15 protein-coding genes are annotated in these 21,777 nt (G+C 45.1%); 11 read left to right on the forward strand and 4 right to left on the reverse strand.

Features of this window, described 5'->3' with window-relative positions:
* The first annotated feature begins 23 nt into the window (after positions 1–23).
* From H9Q76_RS05930 to H9Q76_RS05945, 4 genes are all read left to right on the forward strand, one after another.
* Positions 24–437 carry a hypothetical protein gene (locus tag H9Q76_RS05930; protein ID WP_118373606.1) on the forward strand — a complete coding sequence of 138 codons (414 nt, stop codon included), beginning with the start codon at positions 24–26 and terminating at the stop codon, positions 435–437.
* A 62-nt stretch (positions 438–499) separates the two neighbouring features.
* Entirely contained in the window at positions 500–5,866 is a 5,367-nt protein-coding gene (locus tag H9Q76_RS05935) for a DUF4132 domain-containing protein (protein WP_249321824.1), read from the forward strand.
* Between the two features lie 252 nt (positions 5,867–6,118).
* A complete protein-coding gene (locus tag H9Q76_RS05940) occupies positions 6,119–6,577 on the forward strand; it encodes an Hsp20/alpha crystallin family protein (protein WP_195540754.1) in 459 nt (152 codons plus the stop codon).
* Between the two features lie 465 nt (positions 6,578–7,042).
* Positions 7,043–9,463 carry a GH36-type glycosyl hydrolase domain-containing protein gene (locus H9Q76_RS05945; RefSeq protein ID WP_117780227.1) on the forward strand — a complete coding sequence of 807 codons (2,421 nt, stop codon included), beginning with the start codon at positions 7,043–7,045 and terminating at the stop codon, positions 9,461–9,463.
* Positions 9,464–9,466: 3 nt separating this feature from the next.
* On the opposite strand, the gene H9Q76_RS05950 is transcribed toward H9Q76_RS05945, so the two are convergent.
* Positions 9,467–10,213, reverse strand: coding sequence for a helix-turn-helix domain-containing protein (locus H9Q76_RS05950; RefSeq protein WP_249321825.1), 747 nt, complete (start codon positions 10,211–10,213; stop codon positions 9,467–9,469).
* A 304-nt stretch (positions 10,214–10,517) separates the two neighbouring features.
* On the opposite strand from H9Q76_RS05950, the gene recA reads away from it, so the two are divergent.
* The 6 genes from recA (at position 10,518) to xerD (ending at position 16,125) form a co-directional block, all read left to right on the forward strand.
* Positions 10,518–11,546: a recombinase RecA gene (gene recA, locus H9Q76_RS05955; RefSeq protein ID WP_021986052.1), complete on the forward strand. Its 1,029-nt coding sequence runs from the start codon at positions 10,518–10,520 to the stop codon at positions 11,544–11,546.
* On the forward strand, positions 11,515–12,009 hold the full coding sequence (locus tag H9Q76_RS05960; protein WP_118373603.1) for a regulatory protein RecX: 495 nt from the start codon (positions 11,515–11,517) through the stop codon (positions 12,007–12,009). Before recA ends, H9Q76_RS05960 begins: the two co-directional genes overlap by 32 nt.
* A gap of 129 nt (positions 12,010–12,138) precedes the next feature.
* Positions 12,139–13,701 carry a ribonuclease Y gene (gene rny / locus H9Q76_RS05965; protein WP_021986050.1) on the forward strand — a complete coding sequence of 521 codons (1,563 nt, stop codon included), beginning with the start codon at positions 12,139–12,141 and terminating at the stop codon, positions 13,699–13,701.
* A 193-nt stretch (positions 13,702–13,894) separates the two neighbouring features.
* The gene (locus tag H9Q76_RS05970) at positions 13,895–14,449 is read left to right on the forward strand and encodes an NUDIX hydrolase (protein ID WP_195540753.1); all 555 of its coding nucleotides are present in this window, start codon (positions 13,895–13,897) and stop codon (positions 14,447–14,449) included.
* A 67-nt stretch (positions 14,450–14,516) separates the two neighbouring features.
* Positions 14,517–15,065, forward strand: a complete 549-nt coding sequence (locus H9Q76_RS05975) for a hypothetical protein (RefSeq protein ID WP_249321826.1) — start codon at positions 14,517–14,519, stop codon at positions 15,063–15,065.
* 172 nt (positions 15,066–15,237) lie between these two features.
* Positions 15,238–16,125 carry a site-specific tyrosine recombinase XerD gene (gene xerD / locus H9Q76_RS05980; protein ID WP_118670788.1) on the forward strand — a complete coding sequence of 296 codons (888 nt, stop codon included), beginning with the start codon at positions 15,238–15,240 and terminating at the stop codon, positions 16,123–16,125.
* A gap of 154 nt (positions 16,126–16,279) precedes the next feature.
* Here xerD and H9Q76_RS05985 read toward each other — a convergent pair whose 3' ends face one another.
* The 3 genes from H9Q76_RS05985 to aroC all read right to left on the reverse strand — a co-directional run bounded on the left by H9Q76_RS05985 (position 16,280) and on the right by aroC (position 19,967).
* Positions 16,280–17,341, reverse strand: coding sequence for a GDSL-type esterase/lipase family protein (locus H9Q76_RS05985; RefSeq protein ID WP_249321827.1), 1,062 nt, complete (start codon positions 17,339–17,341; stop codon positions 16,280–16,282).
* Between the two features lie 73 nt (positions 17,342–17,414).
* A complete protein-coding gene (locus H9Q76_RS05990; RefSeq protein WP_249321828.1) occupies positions 17,415–18,842 on the reverse strand; it encodes an MBOAT family O-acyltransferase in 1,428 nt (475 codons plus the stop codon).
* Positions 18,843–18,866: 24 nt separating this feature from the next.
* Positions 18,867–19,967, reverse strand: coding sequence for a chorismate synthase (gene aroC, locus H9Q76_RS05995; protein ID WP_249321829.1), 1,101 nt, complete (start codon positions 19,965–19,967; stop codon positions 18,867–18,869).
* A gap of 144 nt (positions 19,968–20,111) precedes the next feature.
* Between aroC and H9Q76_RS06000 the strand changes: the two genes are divergently transcribed.
* Entirely contained in the window at positions 20,112–21,770 is a 1,659-nt protein-coding gene (locus H9Q76_RS06000) for a transglutaminase domain-containing protein (protein ID WP_118734084.1), read from the forward strand.
* Positions 21,771–21,777 lie beyond the last annotated feature (7 nt).

Genomic DNA, 21,777 nt, shown 5'->3' on the forward strand with positions numbered 1-21,777 from the left:
ACAAGGTTAAACGGGGGTAGTACATGGTTTTATACATGAATATGAAACAGCTTGGCAAGCGCAGGAATACGGTGGATCAGGTGCCATTTACCTATGCGGCGGCACCGGGCAGCCTGCGGGAGCTGATTGCAGAGACGGTGAAACTTTGTGTGAGCAGATATATCGAGGCGATGAACCGGGGCGAAGCAGTGCTTTCCAATGCGCAGATCGACGATATGGCGCAGATTGGGAAGATTGCTTTCGGCATCGTGTATGGTGAGAAGGCGCCGGATGTTGGGAAGTCTATAGAGATGGCGATACTTGGGTTTCAGGATGGCTTGTTCCGGGTATTCTTAGGGGACACGGAACTTACGGAATTAGATGAGAAGCTGGAGTTACAAGAGGGCGATACGGTTACATTTATCCGTCTGACGATGTTGGCGGGCAGGATGTGGTAGGAAATTACAGGATTGGGTGAACAGAGTCTTACCACAAGCGTATATGTTGAAAGGGGTTACATATGGCAGAAGACAAGAAGACGAAGCAGGAGTTGGAAGTGCAGGCGAAGATCGCGAATGATTTTAAGCTTGCGCGCAATGAGGCAGACCTGGCTTTGAAAGCGTCTTACAGCGCGGAGATTCAGGCGTTGCTTGCAGAATGCAGCAAATATAACGGCGTGACGCAGCTGACGGAAGTCGGAAAGCGGCTGGATAAGCATTTGGCGAAATCGGGCAGCCTGCCATCGGAATTCTTCCGGAAGGAATTAAAGCAGATGCCGGGATGGATACCGGAGCATCTGATTGATGATTTCTGCTGCACGATCGATAGCATTACGAAATGGCAGGCGAGCGAGTCTTATTACAGAAGAACGGTGCGAATCAAGCACTACCGGGCATTTATGGGGCGTTATTTCCACATCATGAACACGTATCATGACATGGGAATTTACGGAACCGATCTCGTGTCAGTCTACACGGAGCAGCTGCCGCAGGATGTGCTGTGCTATTATCGGGATCAGAGTACAAATGGACGTCAGGCTGTATCGGAATACTGGATTCAGGCGGAGTTAGACCGCGGAAATGAGAAGTTAGAAGCAATCATCATGGATATCTTATTTGGCGAGAGTGCGCAGACGAAGCTGTCCGTGGAGATCATCCGTGGCATCTGCATGAGCGGAAATACCCGGCTGCACGAGGCACTGGGCAAGCTGCTTTTGGCTGCGCGTCTGCAGGAAGGATTGCGTCAGGCAATCTGCGAGAATATGGATTACGGAACCGCGGAAGCTTTTCAGTCGTTATTCCGTGTCGTGAAGGACAATGATATGCTCCGGTATGCGTCCGTGCTTAGGGCGGTTGCCACATGGACCGGACTGATCGCAAATGAGGAGAGCAAGATCGACCGGATTCAGGAGAAGCAGCTATATATCATCGATACCTATTTGCAGGATGAGAATGCCAGAGCACAGGCACTTAGAAGCGAAGATGCGATGGAAATCTATCTGGCACTCTGGTGCTATGGATTTTACGATGTGGACGATGCATGTGAGCGCATGGGAGAGATTGCGTTATCCGGGACGCGACACCAGCGCATGGTGTTCGGCATGTATATGGAGGCGATGCACTTAGGCAGGGTGTATGTACATGGCATTGCAAAGGAATTCGTGAAGCAGTTTTCGGATGAGCTTGACACGATGGCGGTGATCATGCCATGTCTCATGCCGGATCTCCAGTCGTATATACTTAATCTTGTCTATGAGAAGGGCAGACGATATAACGGAACACTGCAGAAGATGAATTATGCGGATGTTGGGAAATATTTTGATAGCCGGGAAGAGTGTCTGAAGGCCTATGATCGCTTAATGGGGATTCTGCGTCAGATATCTGGTAAGCGGTTGGAAATCAACCCGTGTGTATTCCCTTGGAATGTGGCATATTTGGACAGATCCGACCTGATTTTCCGGCTTGCTGTGTGTGCCAGCGCACTTCGGGATGAGGATAAGATTACAGAGATTGCGGAGATGCTGGGCGATATCGATGTATCGCGGTACGGCAGGGATACGCTGATGCTATTTTTGATCCGGGAGCCTGCAAATGCCCGCCAGCGTGAGATTCTCGTGGATGCGGTAGCAGACAAGGAGACATATACGAGACAGGAAGCAGCGAAGCTTGTGAAGAAGATGAAGCTGGCACCGGAGAACTATATGCAGCTTGAGAACATGCTCAAGTATAAGAAATCCGACATCCGAGAGACGGTGCTTTCCATCCTCTATCAGATGGATGAGGAGAAGCTGGATGGTCTGATCGGCAGACTGCTCACAGATGCGAAGGAAGAGAAGCGCACGGCAGGTTTGGATCTGCTGCTCCAGTTGAAGAAGGACGAGAAGCGGCAGCAGACATTTGCAAAATGTGTGGCACAGATCGACTATATGGCGCAGTCAGTAGCAAATATATCGACGAAGGAGCAGATCCTGATCCGGGAGATCCGGAATACGCATGCAGAACAGGCAGATGCAGAAGAAGGATACGGACTCTATGATGTAAATGCGGCGTATGATCCGGTCTTTGATTCTGCGTATCTGGAAGTATGTAAGGATGTATACCGGCGTTATTTCCCGGAGAGCGGGATTGCGACAGGAAATGCCGGGAAGAGTGCCGGTGTATTGGCGAAGCTCAGGGCGAAATTTACTTCCGGGAAGAACTCGGAACCGGATACGGTCGGCATCCATCATGTGCTTCGAGAATTGGACGCACTGTTTGATGCACATAAGAACGATGAATATGAGAGTGAAAACGGCGAAGTACGTATGCTTGGAGAACGGTTCGGATATTGGAGTGGGGACATACCATTTCCGGAGCTCTGGGAAGATTTCTACAGGAAAGAGATACAGACGCCGGAAGCGTGCCTGCAGATCTATATTTATGTGAATGGCTATAATTCCGATAAAGCGTATTTTAAACAGTATTGCAAGAGCTTTGTGGAAGATCTGTATGGAAGCAGGTATTACGAGGAGCTGCCGACCTACGGTTACATGTCGCAGATGCAGACGATCCTGCGCGAACTTTATAACAAATATGTGCCGGAAAGTGACAGAAGGAAGCTGGCGGCTGTGGCTGCGGATTATCTGCTCTCGCGCAAGGATGCGCTTGTGCAGGAGAAGAAGACAGTAAATCCGGCTTCTAAGAAGGAAATCATTTGTTATAGAAGCGTGCTTACACAGGAGCAGATCATGGTTATCACAGCGTATATTGCGCCGGGCTATGCGGAATATGGAAGTGCAAATGATGTGGAGGCAGACTCGGCACAGGCGGCAGAAAATGATACGGAGTTTCTGCGTCTCTTCCCATACAATTATGCACTTGCGAAATGCCTTAATTTCAAGATCCCGGATGAGGTTGCGAATGATGGAAATGGCTATTATTGGGTAAATGTCGGTAAGATCATGCGCGTGCCGGAGCTTTCGACGTACATTGCAGCATATACGAGGGGACTGATCAGCCAGGACTACCTGTATAAGATGGCGTTTGAGGGCAATCGGATGGATGTAAGCCTGAAGTGTCTGTCTGACATTGTGCGGTATATGACCGAGCGGGACAGACAGGTGCAGACAAGAGGCTGCGAGTGGAGCTGGACAGTGGGCAATCGGCTGGAGCATGTGCGGAAAATGCTGCTGCACAATCCAGCGAAGGAGCTGTCCGAGACGGATCAGGCGAGCGTGGATACTGCGAAAGAACTGTATCAGGCTATGGCAGGGCTTGTCATGGAGGCAGAGCTTACACGTGGCGATACCGAGACTGCATTTTCCCAGTATGTGTATGGGCTGACGAGAATCTACGGTGCGGCGTATTTTGTGCGGATTCTGTCGGCACTCGGCAAGGAGACGCTGGAACGGTCGACGTATTTTAACAGCAGTTACAGCTCCAGTGTCAGACGAAGTGTGAGCAAGAAGAACAGCCTGTCGCATCTGTTGCAGGCGTGTCTGCCGGATGTCAATGACAGTGCGCAGACGCTTGGCGCACATCTGAAAGGGACGGATATCAGCGAGGCACGTTTAGTTGAGGCGGCAATGTATTCGCCGGAGTGGATTGATATTGTGGGTGATTATCTTGGCTGGGATGGATTTACAGCCGGATGTTATTATTTCATGGCACATATGAATGAGTCGTTTGACAACAAGCGGACGGCGATGATCGCGCGCTATACGCCGCTTTCGGTCGAGGAATTAAACGATGGTGCATTTGACCGGGCGTGGTTTACGGAAGTGTACGAGAAACTTGGAGAGAAGCATTTTACGCTCATATATAAGGCGGCGAAGTATATCTCCGATGGTGCCAAACATGCAAGAGCGAGAAAATACGCGGATGCGGCACTCGGCAAATATAATGAGACAGAGCTGATGAGTGAGATCGAGGCAAAGCGGAATAAAGACCTGTTGATGGCAGTCGGAATCCTGCCGATTGCCGATGAGACGCAGATCAAAGAACGGTATATGTTCCTGCAGAAGTTCAAGAAGGAGAGCAAACAGTTTGGTGCCCAGCGGAGAGCCAGCGAGGCGGCTGCCGTGCAGATTGCATTGCAGAATATGGCAATCAATGCAGGCTATCAGGATGTGACGAGACTGATCCTACGGATGGAGAGTCTGGTGGCACAGGGTATGGCAGACTATTTCAAACCGCACGAAGTCGGAGAAGTATCCGTATGGCTTGAGATGGAAGATGGCGGCAAATGTGCCCTGCTTGTGGAGAAAAATGGCAAGCAGCTGAAGTCTGTTCCGGCGAAGCTTAAGAAGGATGAATATATTGTGGCGATTACCGAGGCGAAGAAGCAGATGGCAGAGCAGGCACGCCGCACGAGGGCGATGTTGGAAGATGCGATGGAGAGTCAGGAGACATACACGTATGCGGAGATTCAGGGCATGCTTGAAAATCCTGTGATTCACGATCTGGTGGCGGCACTTGTGTTCCGTGTGATGGATGGTGGCGGTGTGTCAGATCATACGCAGGAGGAACAGGCTGTATTTGGATTTGTCACAGCGAAAGGCATGGATATTATAGGTTTGCATCATATCGAGCCATCCGACGATACATTACTGACGGTGGCGCATCCATTTCAGATGTATAAGCAGGGCATGTGGCATACGATTCAGAAATATGTGTTTGACAACCAGATCATCCAGCCGTTTAAGCAGGTGTTCCGCGAGCTGTATGTGAAGACGGAAGAAGAGCTTAACATGGAGCGCTCCTTGCGTTATGCGGGCAATCAGATCCAGCCGAAGAAGACGGTTGCGTGCCTGAGAACAAGACACTGGGTTGCCGATATCGAGGAAGGCTTGCAGAAGGTATATTACAAGGAAAATATCGTAGCGAGAATCTATGCACTAGCGGATTGGTTTTCGCCGGCAGATATCGAATCCCCAACACTGGAATGGGTTGTGTTCACTGATCGAAAGACAGGAAAGGATCTAAAGATTCGTGAGATTCCGGATATCATATTCTCGGAAGTTATGCGCGACGTGGATCTGGCAGTGAGCGTGGCACATGCAGGAGGCGTAGATCCGGAGACATCGCATTCGACCGTGGAGATGCGGAAGGCAATCGCGGAATTCACGATGCCGCTCTTCAAGCTTACAAATGTTACATTTACAAAGAATCATGCGGTGATTCACGGCGCACGTGCGAACTATACCGTGCATCTTGGCAGTGGCGTAGTCCATCAGGAGGCGGGACCTATGATCAATGTACTTCCGGTGCATTCGCAGCGGCGCGGACGGATATTCCTGCCATTTGTGGACGATGATCCGAAGACATCGGAAGTGCTGACAAAGATATTATTCTTTGCCGAAGATAAGAAGATCAAGGATCCATTTATACTCGAACAGATCCGGCAATAATGGTAAAAAATATTGGGTGCACACTTCACAAAAGGTTCACAATAAAATTAGCACTCACATCTTGACAGTGCTAATAACCGGGTGTATAGTATAGTCACAATCAAGAAAGGGAAAAGAAAAGGAAAGATGAATAGAAGAAATCCCTTAGAGATTGCAAAGTTGTGATATTCAAACGACACCTCAGATTTCTCTGATAGTGCTTAAAGAATACCGTAGGCATTGGTTGTTTAAGTATGAAAGGAGATATGACTTATGTTTACACCTAGTATTTTTGGAGAAAATTTGTTTGACGATTGGATGGACGATTTTGAGAAGGAGTTTGACAAGGAACTCCGGCCAGCGAAGAATCCGCTGTATGGTAAGCATGCGAAGAACATGATGAAGACAGATGTCCGTGAGACAGATGATTCCTATGAAGTTGATATTGACTTACCTGGATTCAAGAAGGACGAAGTCAATGCACAGCTGCATGATGGATACATTACGATATCCGCTGCGAAGGGTCTGGATAAGGATGAGAAGGATAAGAAGACCGGTAAGTATATCCGCCGTGAACGTTATGCAGGCAGCATGATGCGAAGCTTCTATGTTGGCGATGAGATTAAGCAGGAAGATATCCATGCAAAGTTTGAGAATGGTATCCTGCAGTTGTCAATTCCGAAGAAGGAAGCAAAAGCCATTGCGCAGAATAACTACATTGCCATTGAATAATCTATGAGAATGTAGCTGCGGTGCATATAAATCTACACCATATACACAATCGACTTTGAAACTTAACGTAAAGTAAGGGAAGGAAGTGTGAGATATGGACAAGAATCCAAAACATCCATTGAAGAAAAAGAAAGTTATGCCGAAGGTTTGTGCAACAGCAAATCATAACGCAGATCAGCCGGAGATGGCCGCTTCTTCAAAGAAGAAACATTAGTAAGATATAAGAAATGCCCTGTATGTTGAAGAACATGCGGGGCATTTCTTTTGCTGGTTTCTTACAAAATTTTTGAAAGATATATGTATTTCTACACACGTAAAAATTACCATAATAATATCAAAATAACAATACAAATGCATGCAAGAATCTGATATAATATATTTATAGGTTAAATGATACGGTATCAAAGTGAAAGTATATGGGCATTGACTATATCATGGAAAACAAAAAAGAAAAGGAGATTTGGTATGCAGTTTGGTTATTTTGACAATGAGAATCGGGAGTATGTAATTACAAATCCCAAGACACCGGCACCTTGGGCGAACTACTTAGGCTCCCCGGAATATGGTGCTTTGATTTCAAACAATGCAGGTGGTTACAGTTTCGCAAAGTCTGGTGCGAATGGCAGAATCCTGCGCTATGTATTCAATAATTTCGATCAGCCGGGACGTTACATTTACATTCGAGACAATGACAGCAAAGATTACTGGTCTGCATCCTGGCAGCCGGTAGGAAAGAGCCTGGATACGTATAAGAGTGAGTGCCATCATGGTATTTCGTATACGAAGATTATGGCAGATTACAGTGATATTCACACAGAGGCATTGTATTATGTGCCATTGAATAAGACATATGAAGTATGGAATCTGAAAGTAACAAACAATGGTTCTGAAAAGAGAAATCTCACCCTGACCGGATATGCAGAATTTACAAACAACAGCAATTATGAGCAGGATCAGGTGAATCTGCAGTATTCATTATTTATTTCCAGGACAAGCTTTGTAGAAAACCGGATTCGCCAGACGGTGCATGGGAATCTGGATGTACTCGGAGCTGGTGAGACAGTAGATGATAAGCGTCCGACAGACCGGATCTTCGGACTTGCCGGTGCAGATGTTTCTTCCTATTGTGGGGATAAGGAAGTATTTATTGGAAGATGTAATGGCTATGGCAATCCGGATGGCGTGGTAAACGGAGATCTTGGAAATGCTTTAAGCTATAATGAAAATTCTTGTGGCGCGCTTTCCACAGTTGTTGAGCTTATGCCGGGTGAGACAAAGAATATTGCGTTTATCCTTGGATTAAAGGAAAATGATGAGGCAGAAGCTATTATGAACAGCTATACGGATCCAGCGGATGTCTGTGAGAAGGAACTGGCTGAGTTAAAGACTTACTGGGGTGAGAAATTCTCACATTTCCAGGTACAGACACCAAGCAAGGAATTTGATTCGATGATTAATACCTGGCATGCCTATAACTGCTTCATGACATTTATCTGGTCAAGAGCAGCATCATTCATCTATTGTGGACTTCGAAATGGATACGGATATCGGGATACAGTGCAGGATATTCAGGGAATTATTCATCTGGCACCGGAGATGGCAGCAGATAAGATTCGATTTATGCTTTCGGCACAGGTTGCCAATGGTGGTGGACTTCCACTTGTGAAGTTCACACACAATGCCGGACATGAGGATACACCGGACGATGCTTCTTATGTGAAGGAGACAGGACATCCGGCATATCGTGCGGACGATGCATTGTGGCTCTTTCCAACAATTTATAAATATGTAACAGAAACCGGAAATCTGGCATTTATGGATGAAGTGATTCCTTACGCAAATAAAGATGAAGGTACGGTGTATGATCATCTGAAACGTGCGATTGATTTCTCTATGAAACATCTTGGCCGACATGGCATGCCGGCAGGACTTTATGCAGACTGGAATGACTGCCTGCGGCTTGGAAAAGATGGGGAGTCATCCTTTGTTGCATTGCAGTTTTATTATGCAATGACGATTCTTCGTAAATTCGCTGAGTATAAAAATGATTCTGAGTACATTTCTTATCTGGATAAGAGCCAGAAAGATCTCTGGAATGTGATTCAGAATCTCTGCTGGAATGAAGACCGATTTATCAGGGGCTTTACAGAAAAAGGAGAAGTAATCGGTAAAAGAACAGATCCGGAGGCAAATATGTGGTTGAATCCACAGAGTTGGGCGGTTATCAGCGGATTTGCCTCTAAGGCACAGGCGGAAGCTGCAATGGAGAATGTGTATACGCAGTTAAATACAGCGTTTGGTGCCGTACTTATGGATCCACCATACCATGCGCATGCATTTGATGGCGCTCTGGCGGTTATCTATAATCAGGGGGTAAAGGAAAATGCGGGAATCTTTTCACAGTCACAGGGCTGGCTGATTCTGGCAGAAGCATTACTTGGACATGGAAACCGTGCGTTTGAGTATTATATGGAGAATTCACCGGCAGCTCAGAATGATAAAGCAGAAGTGAGAAAGCTTGAACCTTATTGCTATGGTCAATTTACAGAGGGTAAGGCAAGTCCTCATTTTGGACGATCCCATGTGCACTGGCTGACGGGAACTGCATCAACAGTTATGGTTGGCAGTGTCGAAGGTATTCTGGGCATGCGCCCGGATTTCTATGGATTGCGGATAGCACCATCCATCCCGGCAGAATGGGACGGATTTACAGTGGAGAAGGATTTCCGCGGAAAGCATCTCCATATTGAGGTGAAAAATCCGGGACATGCAGAGTCTGGATTTAAGTGCATGGAAATCAATGGTCAGACTATCTTCAATAATTATGTGAAAGACGAGTGGCTTATGTCAAACGGGGATAATATAATCACATTATATATGTCATAGATTTTACCGGTCAGGCAGACCGGAGGCGTTCAGATTTAGGGACTGGTACCGTTTTGGTGTCAGTCCTGTCTGTTTTTTGAAGACCTCTGAGAAGTAGCTTTGATCTGAAAATGCAAGGATCGAAGCAATTTCAGCCGCGGAATAGGAAGAGTGAAGCAGCATATTTTTGGCAGTTTCAATCTTTGTCTGCTGGATATAGTCGCTGACAGTCATACCGGTTTCCTTGTGGAAAAGACGGGAAAGATAGGATGAATTCAGTCCGGTCAGTTCTGAAAGATTTGCAAGTGTGATTTTTGTATGTAGGTGGTCATAAATATAATCAATACATCTGGCTACTGGTTTTGATGTAATCTTTTTCTTTCGCAGATTTTTCATGCGGCCGGTGTAGTCCAGGCATGCGGTTGTGTGCAGTTCATCGAGTTCATCCATCGAATTTGCACGGTCTGCTGTGTGGATATAAAAATCGCTCAGGCTGTAGGAAGTGGACAAATCCAGACCACCTTCGATACAGTAGCGGGCAAGCATAGCCATTGTGATTGCAAAATGATATTTCAGGCTTTGCAGAGGGGTGTCGGATAGTTCGCCCAATCCTTTTTTGTGGCTGATCTTTGCCTGACAAAGCTCATTTACCTTCTCAATGTTTCCGGATTTGATGGTTGTATAAAATTCTAATTCCGGATCGTACTGTGCACGTAGTACAGCTTCGTCCTTATATATGTAATCACGGTATATTTTATTGCTTATTTTCATGGTAACACCCCATTGATATATGTTCGTTATTTTTTTTAGTGATTTCGGAAAATATTTAACGTAATTATAGCAGAGAATCTGATTTAGAACAATCGAACAAAATGCAACAAATAATTGCTTTACTTTGCATTATGTATAGGGTACAATTTTTACAGCGCATTGTTTCAAATACATTTAGAAAATAAAAATGAACAAACGTTCGAATTCCTTGTTGACTTTTCGAACAGAAGTGTAGTATAGTAGAAGAAACAAAAACGAACATATGTTTTGATAACATAGATGGAAGATAATGGAGGTTTATGGTATGGCAAGTGAAGAAAAGATGAAAGCATTAGATGCAGCGCTGGCGCAGATCGAGAAGCAGTATGGTAAGGGTTCTGTGATGAAGCTCGGAGATCAGTCTGCAAATATGGGAATTGATGTAGTTCCGACCGGCTCTCTGAGTCTGGATCTGGCACTCGGACTTGGCGGTATGCCAAGAGGTCGTATTATTGAGATTTATGGTCCAGAATCAAGTGGTAAGACAACCGTTGCATTGCATGTGGTTGCTGAAGTACAGAAGATGGGTGGTATTGCAGGCTTTATTGATGCAGAGCATGCACTCGACCCAACGTATGCAGCGCATATAGGTGTCGATATTGATAACCTGTATATTTCACAGCCGGATAATGGCGAGCAGGCACTGGAGATTACAGAGACGATGGTTCGTTCCGGTGCGGTTGATGTAATTATTGTGGACTCTGTAGCGGCCCTTGTACCGAAGGCAGAGATTGACGGCGAGATGGGAGATTCTCATGTTGGATTACATGCGAGACTGATGTCTCAGGCACTCCGAAAACTGACTGGTATTATCAGCAAGTCTAATTGTGTGGTGATCTTTATCAACCAGCTTCGTGAGAAAGTAGGTGTGATGTTTGGTAACCCGGAGACGACAACCGGTGGTCGTGCATTGAAGTTCTACGCATCTGTCCGTCTGGATGTGCGCCGGATTGAGACATTGAAGGTTGGCGGAGAAGTTGTTGGTAACCGTACAAGAGTCAAGGTTGTAAAGAATAAGGTTGCACCTCCATTCAAGGAAGCAGAGTTTGATATTATGTTTGGTAAGGGTATCTCCAAGGAAGGCGATATTCTGGATCTGGCTGTTTTGCACGATATCATCAACAAAGCAGGTGCATGGTACTCTTACAATGGTGAGAAGATCGGACAGGGACGTGAGAATACGAAGCTTTATCTTGCAAATAATCCAGAAGTGATGGAAGAGATTGAGCAGCAGGTACGGAATAAGTGTGGGATTGGCGTAGATGCAGAACAGACAGAGAGCGAAGAGTCATAAGCAACCAACTACATACAGTGCATTTGATACAGCAATTTATTATCTTACCTTCCGGGATCGCTCCCGGAAGGAGCTTTGTGACAAGCTGGCAGAAAAAGGATATGAGGAAGCAGAGATTGCAGAGGCAGTCGAGAAACTGATGTCCTATGGATACATTGATGATGAACGATATGCCTCATCGTATATTCGGAATCAGATGCGTGCAAAAGGCAGACGAAGAATCACAATGGAGCTTTCCGGTAAAGGTGTAGATTCAGAGATGACACGTGAATTATGCATGGAACTGGTGCCTGATGAAGCGGAAACCATCTATGATTTACTGGAAAGACGTTATGGTAACTTAGATTTTTCGGATGAAGGACAGATGCGGCGTATGTATTCCTTTTTTGCACGTCGTGGATTTAAGTATGAGGATATTCGCAGAGCGGTGTCAGAATATAGAAAAAATATTGAAAAAATATAGAAAAGTAATCTATTTTTTCTTACAATTTGCATAAAAAAAGTAAAGTATTCCTTGACACTAGTATAAAAAAAGTATAATATTTAAGTGTTGTAGTTATGCAATAAAACTAAATAAGGAGGTGCTCCTGAGTTGTCAGACGAAGCAATCAAGTATGTGATTTTCGCTGTAATACTCGTGGTTGCAATTCTCGTTACCTGGTTTTTAGCTATTGCGTATCGTAAAAATGTGGCAGAGGCAAAGCTTGGTAAGGCAGAGGATAAGGCTAGAGAGATTATAGATGAAGCACTGAAAGCTGCGGAGGCAAAGAAACGTGAGACACTTCTTGAGGCGAAGGAAGAAGCCATGAAGACGAAGAATGAGATTGACAAAGAAGTCAAGGATCGTCGGAATGAGCTTCAGCGCATGGAAAAGCGTGTTCTTTCCAGAGAGGAAAATCTCGACCGGAAGACCGAAGCCGTAGAGAAGAAAGAAGCTTCATTATCACGTAAAGAGGCAGAACTCACGAAGCTGAAGCAGGAAGTTTCAGATTTGGAAGCAAAAAGAACTCAGGAACTGGAAAGAATTTCCGGATTAACCTCTGAACAAGCAAAGGAATACTTATTAAAGACTGTTGAAGACGAAGTAAAGCATGAAACAGCAGTCATGATCAAAGAATTAGAAACACGAGCAAAAGAAGAAGCAGATAAGAAGGCAAAGGATTACGTTGTGACAGCTATTCAGAAGTGTGCTGTTGATCATGTATCAGAGACAACGATTTCCTTAGTACAGTTGCCTAACGATGAGATGAAGGGAAGAATCATTGGTCGTGAAGGACGAAACATTCGTACTTTAGAGACTATGACAGGTGTTGATTTAATTATTGATGATACACCGGAAGCAGTTTTGCTTTCAAGTTTTGATCCGGTTCGTAGAGAAGTAGCCAGAATCGCACTTGAAAAGCTGATTGTGGATGGAAGAATCCATCCGGCACGTATTGAAGAGATGGTCGAGAAGGCTCAGAAAGAGGTCGAGACTATGATGCGTGAAGAGGGAGAGGCTGCAACCCTGGAAGTCGGTGTACATGGCTTACATCCTGAACTGATACGTCTTCTTGGTAAGATGAAGTTCAGAACAAGTTATGGACAGAATGCATTGAAGCATTCTATTGAGGTAGCTCATTTGTCCGGTTTGCTTGCCGGAGAGCTTGGGCTTGATGTTCGTGTAGCAAAGCGTGCAGGTTTGTTACATGATATCGGAAAATCTATTGATCATGATGCAGGTATGGAAGGTTCTCACGTATCCATTGGTGTTGATCTTTGTAGAAAGTACAAAGAGTCGGCAACGATTATCAACGCTGTTGAGGCACACCACGGGGATGTAGAACCACAGAGTTTGATCGCATGTATTGTACAGGCTGCAGATGCTATATCTGCTGCACGTCCAGGTGCAAGACGCGAGACGTTGGAGACATATACAACACGTCTGAAGTCCTTGGAAGACATTGCCAATGGATTTAAGGGTGTTGATAAGACTTTTGCTATTCAGGCGGGACGAGAAATTCGAGTAATGGTAGTTCCAGAGCAGGTAACAGATGCGGATATGGTATTACTCGCACGGGATATCTCAAAGAAGATTGAATCAGAACTTGAGTATCCGGGCACAATCAAGGTAAACTTGATCCGAGAGTCAAGAGTAACCGATTACGCAAAGTAATTATTTGTTATCAATGAAATTCGTGGAAAGTATTGAGAATACAAGTTTTCAATACTTTCCTTTTTTGTTTATTTCCTGTATTATATATAGAGATATAAAGCAATCGCGTGCGAAACAAATTATGAATGATGAAATGTATTTATTATGATTATATGGACGATGCGGAATAAAGTGGATAGAAAGGGACATAAATATGGTTGAATTTAAAAGAAAAAGCTTGGAATTATTATATGATGCGAAGATTGTAGCGCTGTATAAGGATGTGTTGGAGACACCGGATGGTGGAGAGGTTGTATATGATCTGATTAAACATAAATCCGGCGGTGGAGCAGGTATTCTGCTTGTAGACGAGGAAGAGTACACATATCTGGTGCGTCAGTACCGTAATTCCTTAGATGCAGTGGATCTGGAAATCCCGGCAGGGGGATATAGCTTCCATGGAGAATCCGGTGAGACATGTGCGTTACGGGAAGCAGAGGAGGAGACTGGATGGATTCCGCAGGATATCTATCATGTGAGCAATATGATTTCTTCGGTTGGAACCTTTGATGAGAAGACGGATGTCTATATTGGATGCAATTTGAAGAAAGGCAAGCGGCATTTAGATCCGACGGAATTTATCGAGATTGTTCGAGTACCTATGGAAGAAGCACGCGAGATGATTTATTCGGGTAAGATTGTAGATAGTAAGACGATTGTCGCGATTCTTGCTTATTATGATAAGAAGAGTCGAGGAATATTTAAGTAGACAGGCACATATGCTTTAGGGAGTGAGCAATCATTCCCTAATTTTTATGCAGTAGGAGTATAAGGCAATGCCATATGAAAGTGAAAAACTGAAAAGCCGCGTATTTTATTATCTGTGCATGGTGCTGGCAGGTTGTATATTAGCCAATATCGTGCTGCGATGCGATCGGGATCTGCAGGTGTTTATACTGCCATTTGCGGACAGCAGTCGGTTAGCCGGGGTATCCGTGCAGCAGACGTTGTTTTATGTGTTGTTACAGCGGACGAAACAGGTGGCTGTTGTGTACCTGCTGTATAAGGTGTTTCCGCCCAAGGCAGTCTTCTCGATCGGGATGAGTGCGTTGTTATTTTTATTTGGATTTGTAATCAGTTGTCAGATGTTTTATCTGGGACTTTCGGGTGTATGGTTTCTGCTGCTATGCCTGTTTCCGCATTATCTGATCTATCTTGGAATGTTGTATTATCTGGCGGCAGAGGCACGCAAGGTTGGAGAGGATAAGAACAAAAAGAGGATGGCGGCGATGATTCTAATTTTGACGTTTTTTGTCGGAATTCTATCCGAGAGTATTCTTTCAAAAATTTTTTTAAAAAATTTTCTCCAATATATAGGCATGTAAAAACGTGCATTTCAACATATTGTAGAAATGTTACAAAATGTTACAAATATTGAAAAAATGTGAAAAAATTATGTTTGATTTTAGCTGAAATAGTAATTATAATGTAATAGATAAAGGCGAAAAGCAGTCGGAAAAGGTTGCATTTTGTCGAGGGAATGGAAGGACTTTGGGTATGGAAACACAGATTGAGAATTACATTGATTACTTGAATAGCGTGAAGCATGCAAGTGCGAATACGATTGCATCCTATCGGAGAGATTTGAAGAAGATGAGCCGCTTTTTTGCGGACAGACAGTGTACGGATGTGCGTGAGCTTCGGGGAACGGATTTGAATTCGTATGTATTGGATATGGAAAGTCAAGGCATGTCCACAGCGACGATATCCAGAAGCATTGCAAGTATGAAATCGTTTTTTCTATATCTGTTGAAGCAGGGGGAAATCACAGAAGATTATGCGGATGCATTGAAGCCGCCAAAGATCGAGAAGAAAGCACCTGAGACGCTTTCCATTGAGGAAATCAATCTGCTCTTAGATCAGCCATCACGCCTGACACCAAAGGAGATCCGGGACAAGGCAATGCTGGAGCTTCTGTATGCGACTGGCATGCGTGTATCAGAACTTATAAATTTAAAGATCACAGATGTAAATCTGACGATGAATTATATTTTATGCCGGGATGTATCGAAGGAGCGTGTCATTCCAATCGAGAATGTAGCGAAGATGGCACTGGAGAACTATATCAAGTCGGTACGGGAATCCATCAGTCATGGAAGTATGTTCCTCTTTACGAATATGAAGGGACAGCCGATGACGAGACAGGGCTTTTGGAAACTGATCAAGGCATATGCAGCAAAGGCTGGTATCGACAAGGATATCACACCGCATATGATCCGTCATTCCTTTGCATCACATCTGGTATCAAATGGTGCCGATTTGAAGGCGGTACAGGAGATGCTTGGACATTCGGATATTTCGACCACGCAGATTTATCTGCGCAGTAGACAGAGCAAGTTGAAGGAAGAATATGAGAAAGCACATCCACGTGCAAAGATGGCGTGAAAGCCATATAAAAATGAAATCAAAATAGAAAGATAAAATTTCATAGATGAAATAAAAAGAGAAAACCTCATTATCAGAGAAGAAATATCTGGTAATGAGGTTTTCTTGCGGTGTTGCATCTGACAATACAGCATTTAGAATCTAAAATGAGTTACTACTTGTTTTGCAGGTTTGTAAATACGCTGTCACTGACACCATGTTTCAACAGGTATGCCTCCCACAGGGAATAGTATTGTGCCTGTAGATGGATACCATCGTTGGAATAATCGGCTTTAACACCCATTGGAACATCGCCGTCCATATCACAGACGCAGGTGTTCATATCAAGGTAGAAGATACGCTGTCCGTCTGCGTATTCTGCAACCAGAGCATTTCTGCAATCCACATTGTCGTTGTTGTACACATCTGAGTTATCTGCGTAGCTCTGTGTAACATGCATCATACCCATCACAAAGATTACGGCATCTGGTTGTAATTCCTGAATCTGATCCAACACTTTCTTGTACTGTGCCTGATAATCTTTGGCGTAGCCGCTTCCAAGCTCATTGACACCACACATGAGGAAGATTTTTTTGTACTGTTTTGTGGCAAGCACATTTGGAATTGTTTCGCCGTTTGCCATTGTTTTATCCATCAGATCCCAGATGGAAACACCATCTTTGTAGTAGAAATCAGCCGTTGTTTTGGTGCGGAGCGTACCATAGTCATGTAGTCCCTCAATACGGGAATCCCCGATAAAGGCTGCATCGTTAAAGTAGTCAGTATTTACAGTGATATAATCGTAGTTGGTTGTCTGTGCCACACGGTCATTATCGTCGTAATAAGCAGAGCGTGCCTTACGCATTGGAACTGTGATATAGGTCGTTGGAATCGGTTCGCTTCCATCGGTGCTGACTGCATCCGAAGAGGTCGCCGGTGCATCGGTTGATGTCGCGGCAGGAATAGGATTGGAATCTGCGTCTGTACCGGTTGCCGTCGTGTCATCGGAAGGTTTCTTTGTGTCATCTTTTTTCACAAATGGATCTTCTTTGATCATGGCAGACATAAAGAGCGTATGATCCTTGGAAATCCGCAGCTTGTATTCGCCACCCATAGCACCGACAAGGGCATATAAAGTATAGCCGATGACGGAAAGCAGGATCAGGGATACAAGCGGACATTCCCGCAGGAAATCCCAGATTGTTTTCGGTTGTTTTCGCTTTTTGTTATTATTCATAATCATCATCCTTATTTCATCTATAGTCCGGTTCCTGTATATATGATTTTGGGAAAATCAGATTCCAAAGTCGTCAGAACCGGAAATACAGGAATGGGTTATTTGCACCGGAGGCAATCTGATATACCGAAAGCCAGAAGAGTGCCAGCATGAGAATCTTACATACCCATGTCTTGTAAAACCGCTTTAACAGGCGGATTGGAATCGGTGTACAGCAGATGGCGCAGATTGCGAGCAGCCACCAGTAGGTACCGAACAATTCCAGAAACTTCGGGAAGGTATCGATTTTGACCGATCCCTTGACTGGAAGGAAAAATAACCGCTTGATATAATTTCCGAGCGTTGGCAGATCGGAAATGTTAAAGATTGTCCAGGAAACCGGAATCACGATCAGCATATAAATATGGGATAAGATCGCATGCCGTTCCAGCTTGTCCAATAAAAATAACTTCTCGACGGTCAGCAGCACGAAGAAGAACATGCCCCATATAATAAAGTTCCAGTCCGCGCCATGCCACAGGCCAGTGAGTAACCACACGATAAATGTATTGAGAATCATACGTTTCTGCCCTTTGCGGTTTCCACCTAGTGGGATATAGACATATTCCCGGAACCATCTGCTGAGTGTGATATGCCATCTGCGCCAGAAATCCGTGGAGGAAGTGGCACAGTATGGGTTCTTGAAGTTTGTCGGGAATTTGAATCCAAGGATACGTCCAAGTCCAATCGCCATCAGGGAATATCCGAAGAAGTCGAAGAAGAGCTGCATCGAAAATCCCCATGAACCAAGCCATGCGGTCAGTGGATGAATCCCCATAACGCCAGCCGTCATAACCGTATTCCAGAGGGAAGCTATCTTGTTCGCCAGCAGTACCTTGTAAGCAAGTCCAAGTACAAAGATCGTCGTGCCCCATTCAATCTTTGGCAGACTAATCTTGCGCTGCATGTGCAGATCATCTTTGACTTCAGAGAAGCTGACGATTGGCCCCGCAATTAACTGAGGGAACATGCAGAGATACGTTGCAAAATCCAGTAGTCCGTTTGCAATCTCATATTTCCTGCGGTAGATGTCAATCACATAGGAAGCAGCCTGAAAAGTGTAGAAGCTGATTCCAAGCGGTAGGGTAAGTGACACAAGCTTTAATACGGTTGTACCTGCAATTCCATTGATGATGCCGATAAAAAAGTTCAGGTACTTAAATACAAATAACATTCCGAAATTAAAGACCATGGCAGCAATGAGCCAGACCTTTCGGTTTGTCTCTGTGGATGCCTGCGTGTCATCCTCGCGTTTCCATGCGGTGTAGATGTTGACGGCTGCAAAATGATTGACGAGGATGGAGAGAATCATCAGTATAATATACGAAGGCTCTCCAACGCCGTAGAAGATTAAGCTGCCGATCAGCAATATTATATTTCTGTATTTCGGTGCCGCTGCAAAATACACAATCAGAAAGATTGGTAAAAAGCGGAACATAAATTCAATACTTGAAAAAACCATTCTACTAAATCCTTTTCCTATATATTATGAACGATAAATCCTTTTCAGATTGTCCAGCTTTGCGGTTGCATTCTGCATCAGCAGATCCAATACGGTAATCGCACACATGGATTCAACGACAACGACTGCACGTGGACCGATGATCGGATCGTGACGTCCCTTGATCTCCATTACAATTTCTTCGTGTGCCCGTGTGACAGTATCCTGCGCCTGAAAGATCGAAGGTGTTGGCTTGAAAGAAGCACGAATGAGAATCGGACTGCCGTCACTCATGCCACCTAGTGTGCCGCCAGAGTGGTTGGTGCGCTTTTTGACAGTGTCGCCATCCATATAGAAGTTGTCGTTGTTATCAGAGCCGATGGATGAGACAACAGCAGTACCATCTCCGATTTCGATTGCCTTGACAGCGCCGATCGACATGACTGCCTGTGCCAGCCTCGCATCAAGCTTGTCAAATACTGGTTCGCCAACACCGACAGGAACACCGGTTATGATACATTCCACCATAGAGCCAACCGAATCCTTTTTCTCCATCATTTCATTGAGATAAGCAGCTGCATCTGCTGCACAGGTGTTGTTTGGCATATAGAGTGGATTCTGATTGACCATATTAAGATCGATCGCATCGTCTGCAACCTTGATCGTTCCGATCGCACGTGTGTATGCAGTAAGGGTAATACCGAGCTCTTTTAAGACCTTGGCAGCGACCGCGCCTGCGGCAACTCTGCCGATTGTCTCCCGGCCGGAAGAACGACCGCCGCCCCGGTAGTCGCGGAATCCATACTTCTCATCAAAGCAGTAGTCCGCATGCCCCGGACGATAGCTTTCTGCAATCGAACCGTAATCCTTTGATTTCTGATCTTCATTCATGACAACGAGGGAGATCGGCGTTCCGGTTGTTTTTCCTTCAAAGACGCCGGACAAGATAGAGACCTTGTCGCCTTCATTTCTCTTGGTCGTAAATTTGTTCTGACCTGGCTTTCTGCGATCGAGATAGATCTGGATATCCTCCTCAGAAAGCGCAATTCCAGCCGGACAGCCGTCGATGACAACGCCGAGTCCTTTGCCGTGTGATTCACCCCATGTAGTGACTGTAAATAATTTTCCGTATATTGAACCAGCCATGGTAATATAATCCTTTCATATTGTATATACATTTGAAGGGATTATACATCTTTTTGTGAAAAATAGGAAGAGCCTGTTGATTTTTTCCTATATATGTGCGATAATGTTACAAAATTGTTACAAAACAAAGAAGAGGAATAGCAGATGAAAAAGATTTTAGCGAGAATACTGATATGTGTGATGGTGCTTGGACTGGTACAGACAGGGAATACAGCGGGCACAGCGAAAGCGGCAAGTACAGATGCAGATATTTATTATGCAGTACATTGTCAGACGTATGGCTGGGGACTTGGCGTTGCTAAAAACGGCGAGGTAACCGGTACATCTGGACAGGCGAAACGTCTGGAGTCTATCAAGATCTGGGTGAAGTCCGAGCTTTCCGGTAGCGTGGAATACGAGACACATGTGCAGACCTATGGTTGGAGCATCGGAACAAAGAAGGACAGCGAGGAATGTGGAACGACCGGAGAGGCAAAACGTCTCGAAGCAATCAAGATCCGTCTGACCGGACAGCTTGCTGAGGTGTATGACGTTGTATATCGTGTACACAGACAGACTTACGGCTGGACAGACTGGGTAAAGAATGGTACTGAGTGTGGAACGACCGGACAGGCGAAGCGTCTTGAAGCAATCCAGATCAAGCTCGTTCGTAAAAATGGCGCCGATGATGCAGACCTCAAGTATACGACACATGTACAGACACATGGATGGCTGGATTATGTAGTAGATGGTAAGCAGTCTGGAACAACCGGTGAGGGCAAACGTCTGGAGGCAATCAGGATTGATGTACCAAATACAAGCTGTACGGGTGGTATTACCTATTCCGTTCATTGTCAGACCTACGGCTGGATGAACTGGGTAACGAATGATATGCAGGCAGGTACATCCGGACAGGCGAAGCGTCTTGAAGCGATCAAGATCAAGCTGACTGGAGAGATGGCAGAGAAGTTCGATGTGTATTACCGTGTACATAGTCAGACGTATGGATGGCTTGACTGGGCATGTAATGGAGAGGCTTCCGGAACGTCGGGGCTTGCAAAGCGTCTGGAGGCGATCGAGATCGTGCTCGTAGAAAAGGGCGAGACTGCACCGGGCGAGACGAGATATCCGTATGTCGATGCTGCGATTGCAAAGCAGATCGAGAAGGAAAAGGAAGAAGAAAGAAAACGGCAGGAAGAAGCTGAGAAGGAAGCAAACGACAAGGCGACCAGCGAGAATCTGCGCAAGGTTCTGAGCGAGGCTGTGCTGGTTCCAACCATAACCAGAGATACGGCAATTGATACAAAAGTGCAGGAAGTATTGGCACAGGTCGTAAAGCCTGAAATGGATAATTATGACAAGCTTCTGGCATGTTATAAGTGGATTATAGATAATTCATTTTATAAGTATGATGGCTTCACAGGATCATGGAACAACACTAATGTTTCGTATTCTAATAATCGGGATCGACAGGTTGTCAGCTTTGCAAAGACAATTATTTGCGGCGTGAATGGGCAACGTTACGGAACCTGTATCAATTATGGTTCGGCGATGGTTGTATTTGCAAGAGCACTCGGCTTTGAGGCGTATCGTGTCGGAGGCGAGACATTACGTGCAGATAACTCGTATGGTGAGCATTACTGGTGTGTCATCAAGATCAACGGAATCTGGTACAACTTCGATCCACAGAATGCAGATAACAATTGGACAGATCCACTTCGATATTTTGGTAAAACCAACAGTGAATGGTTAGGAATCGGCTACAAATTCACACATGGAAGCGAGAAAGCCGAGGGCTATATCAAGGGTGGAACTTATAAGTAAAATAGTG

It is taken from the genome of Wujia chipingensis, assembly GCF_014337155.1.
GTDB lineage: Bacteria > Bacillota > Clostridia > Lachnospirales > Lachnospiraceae > Coprococcus_C > Coprococcus_C hominis.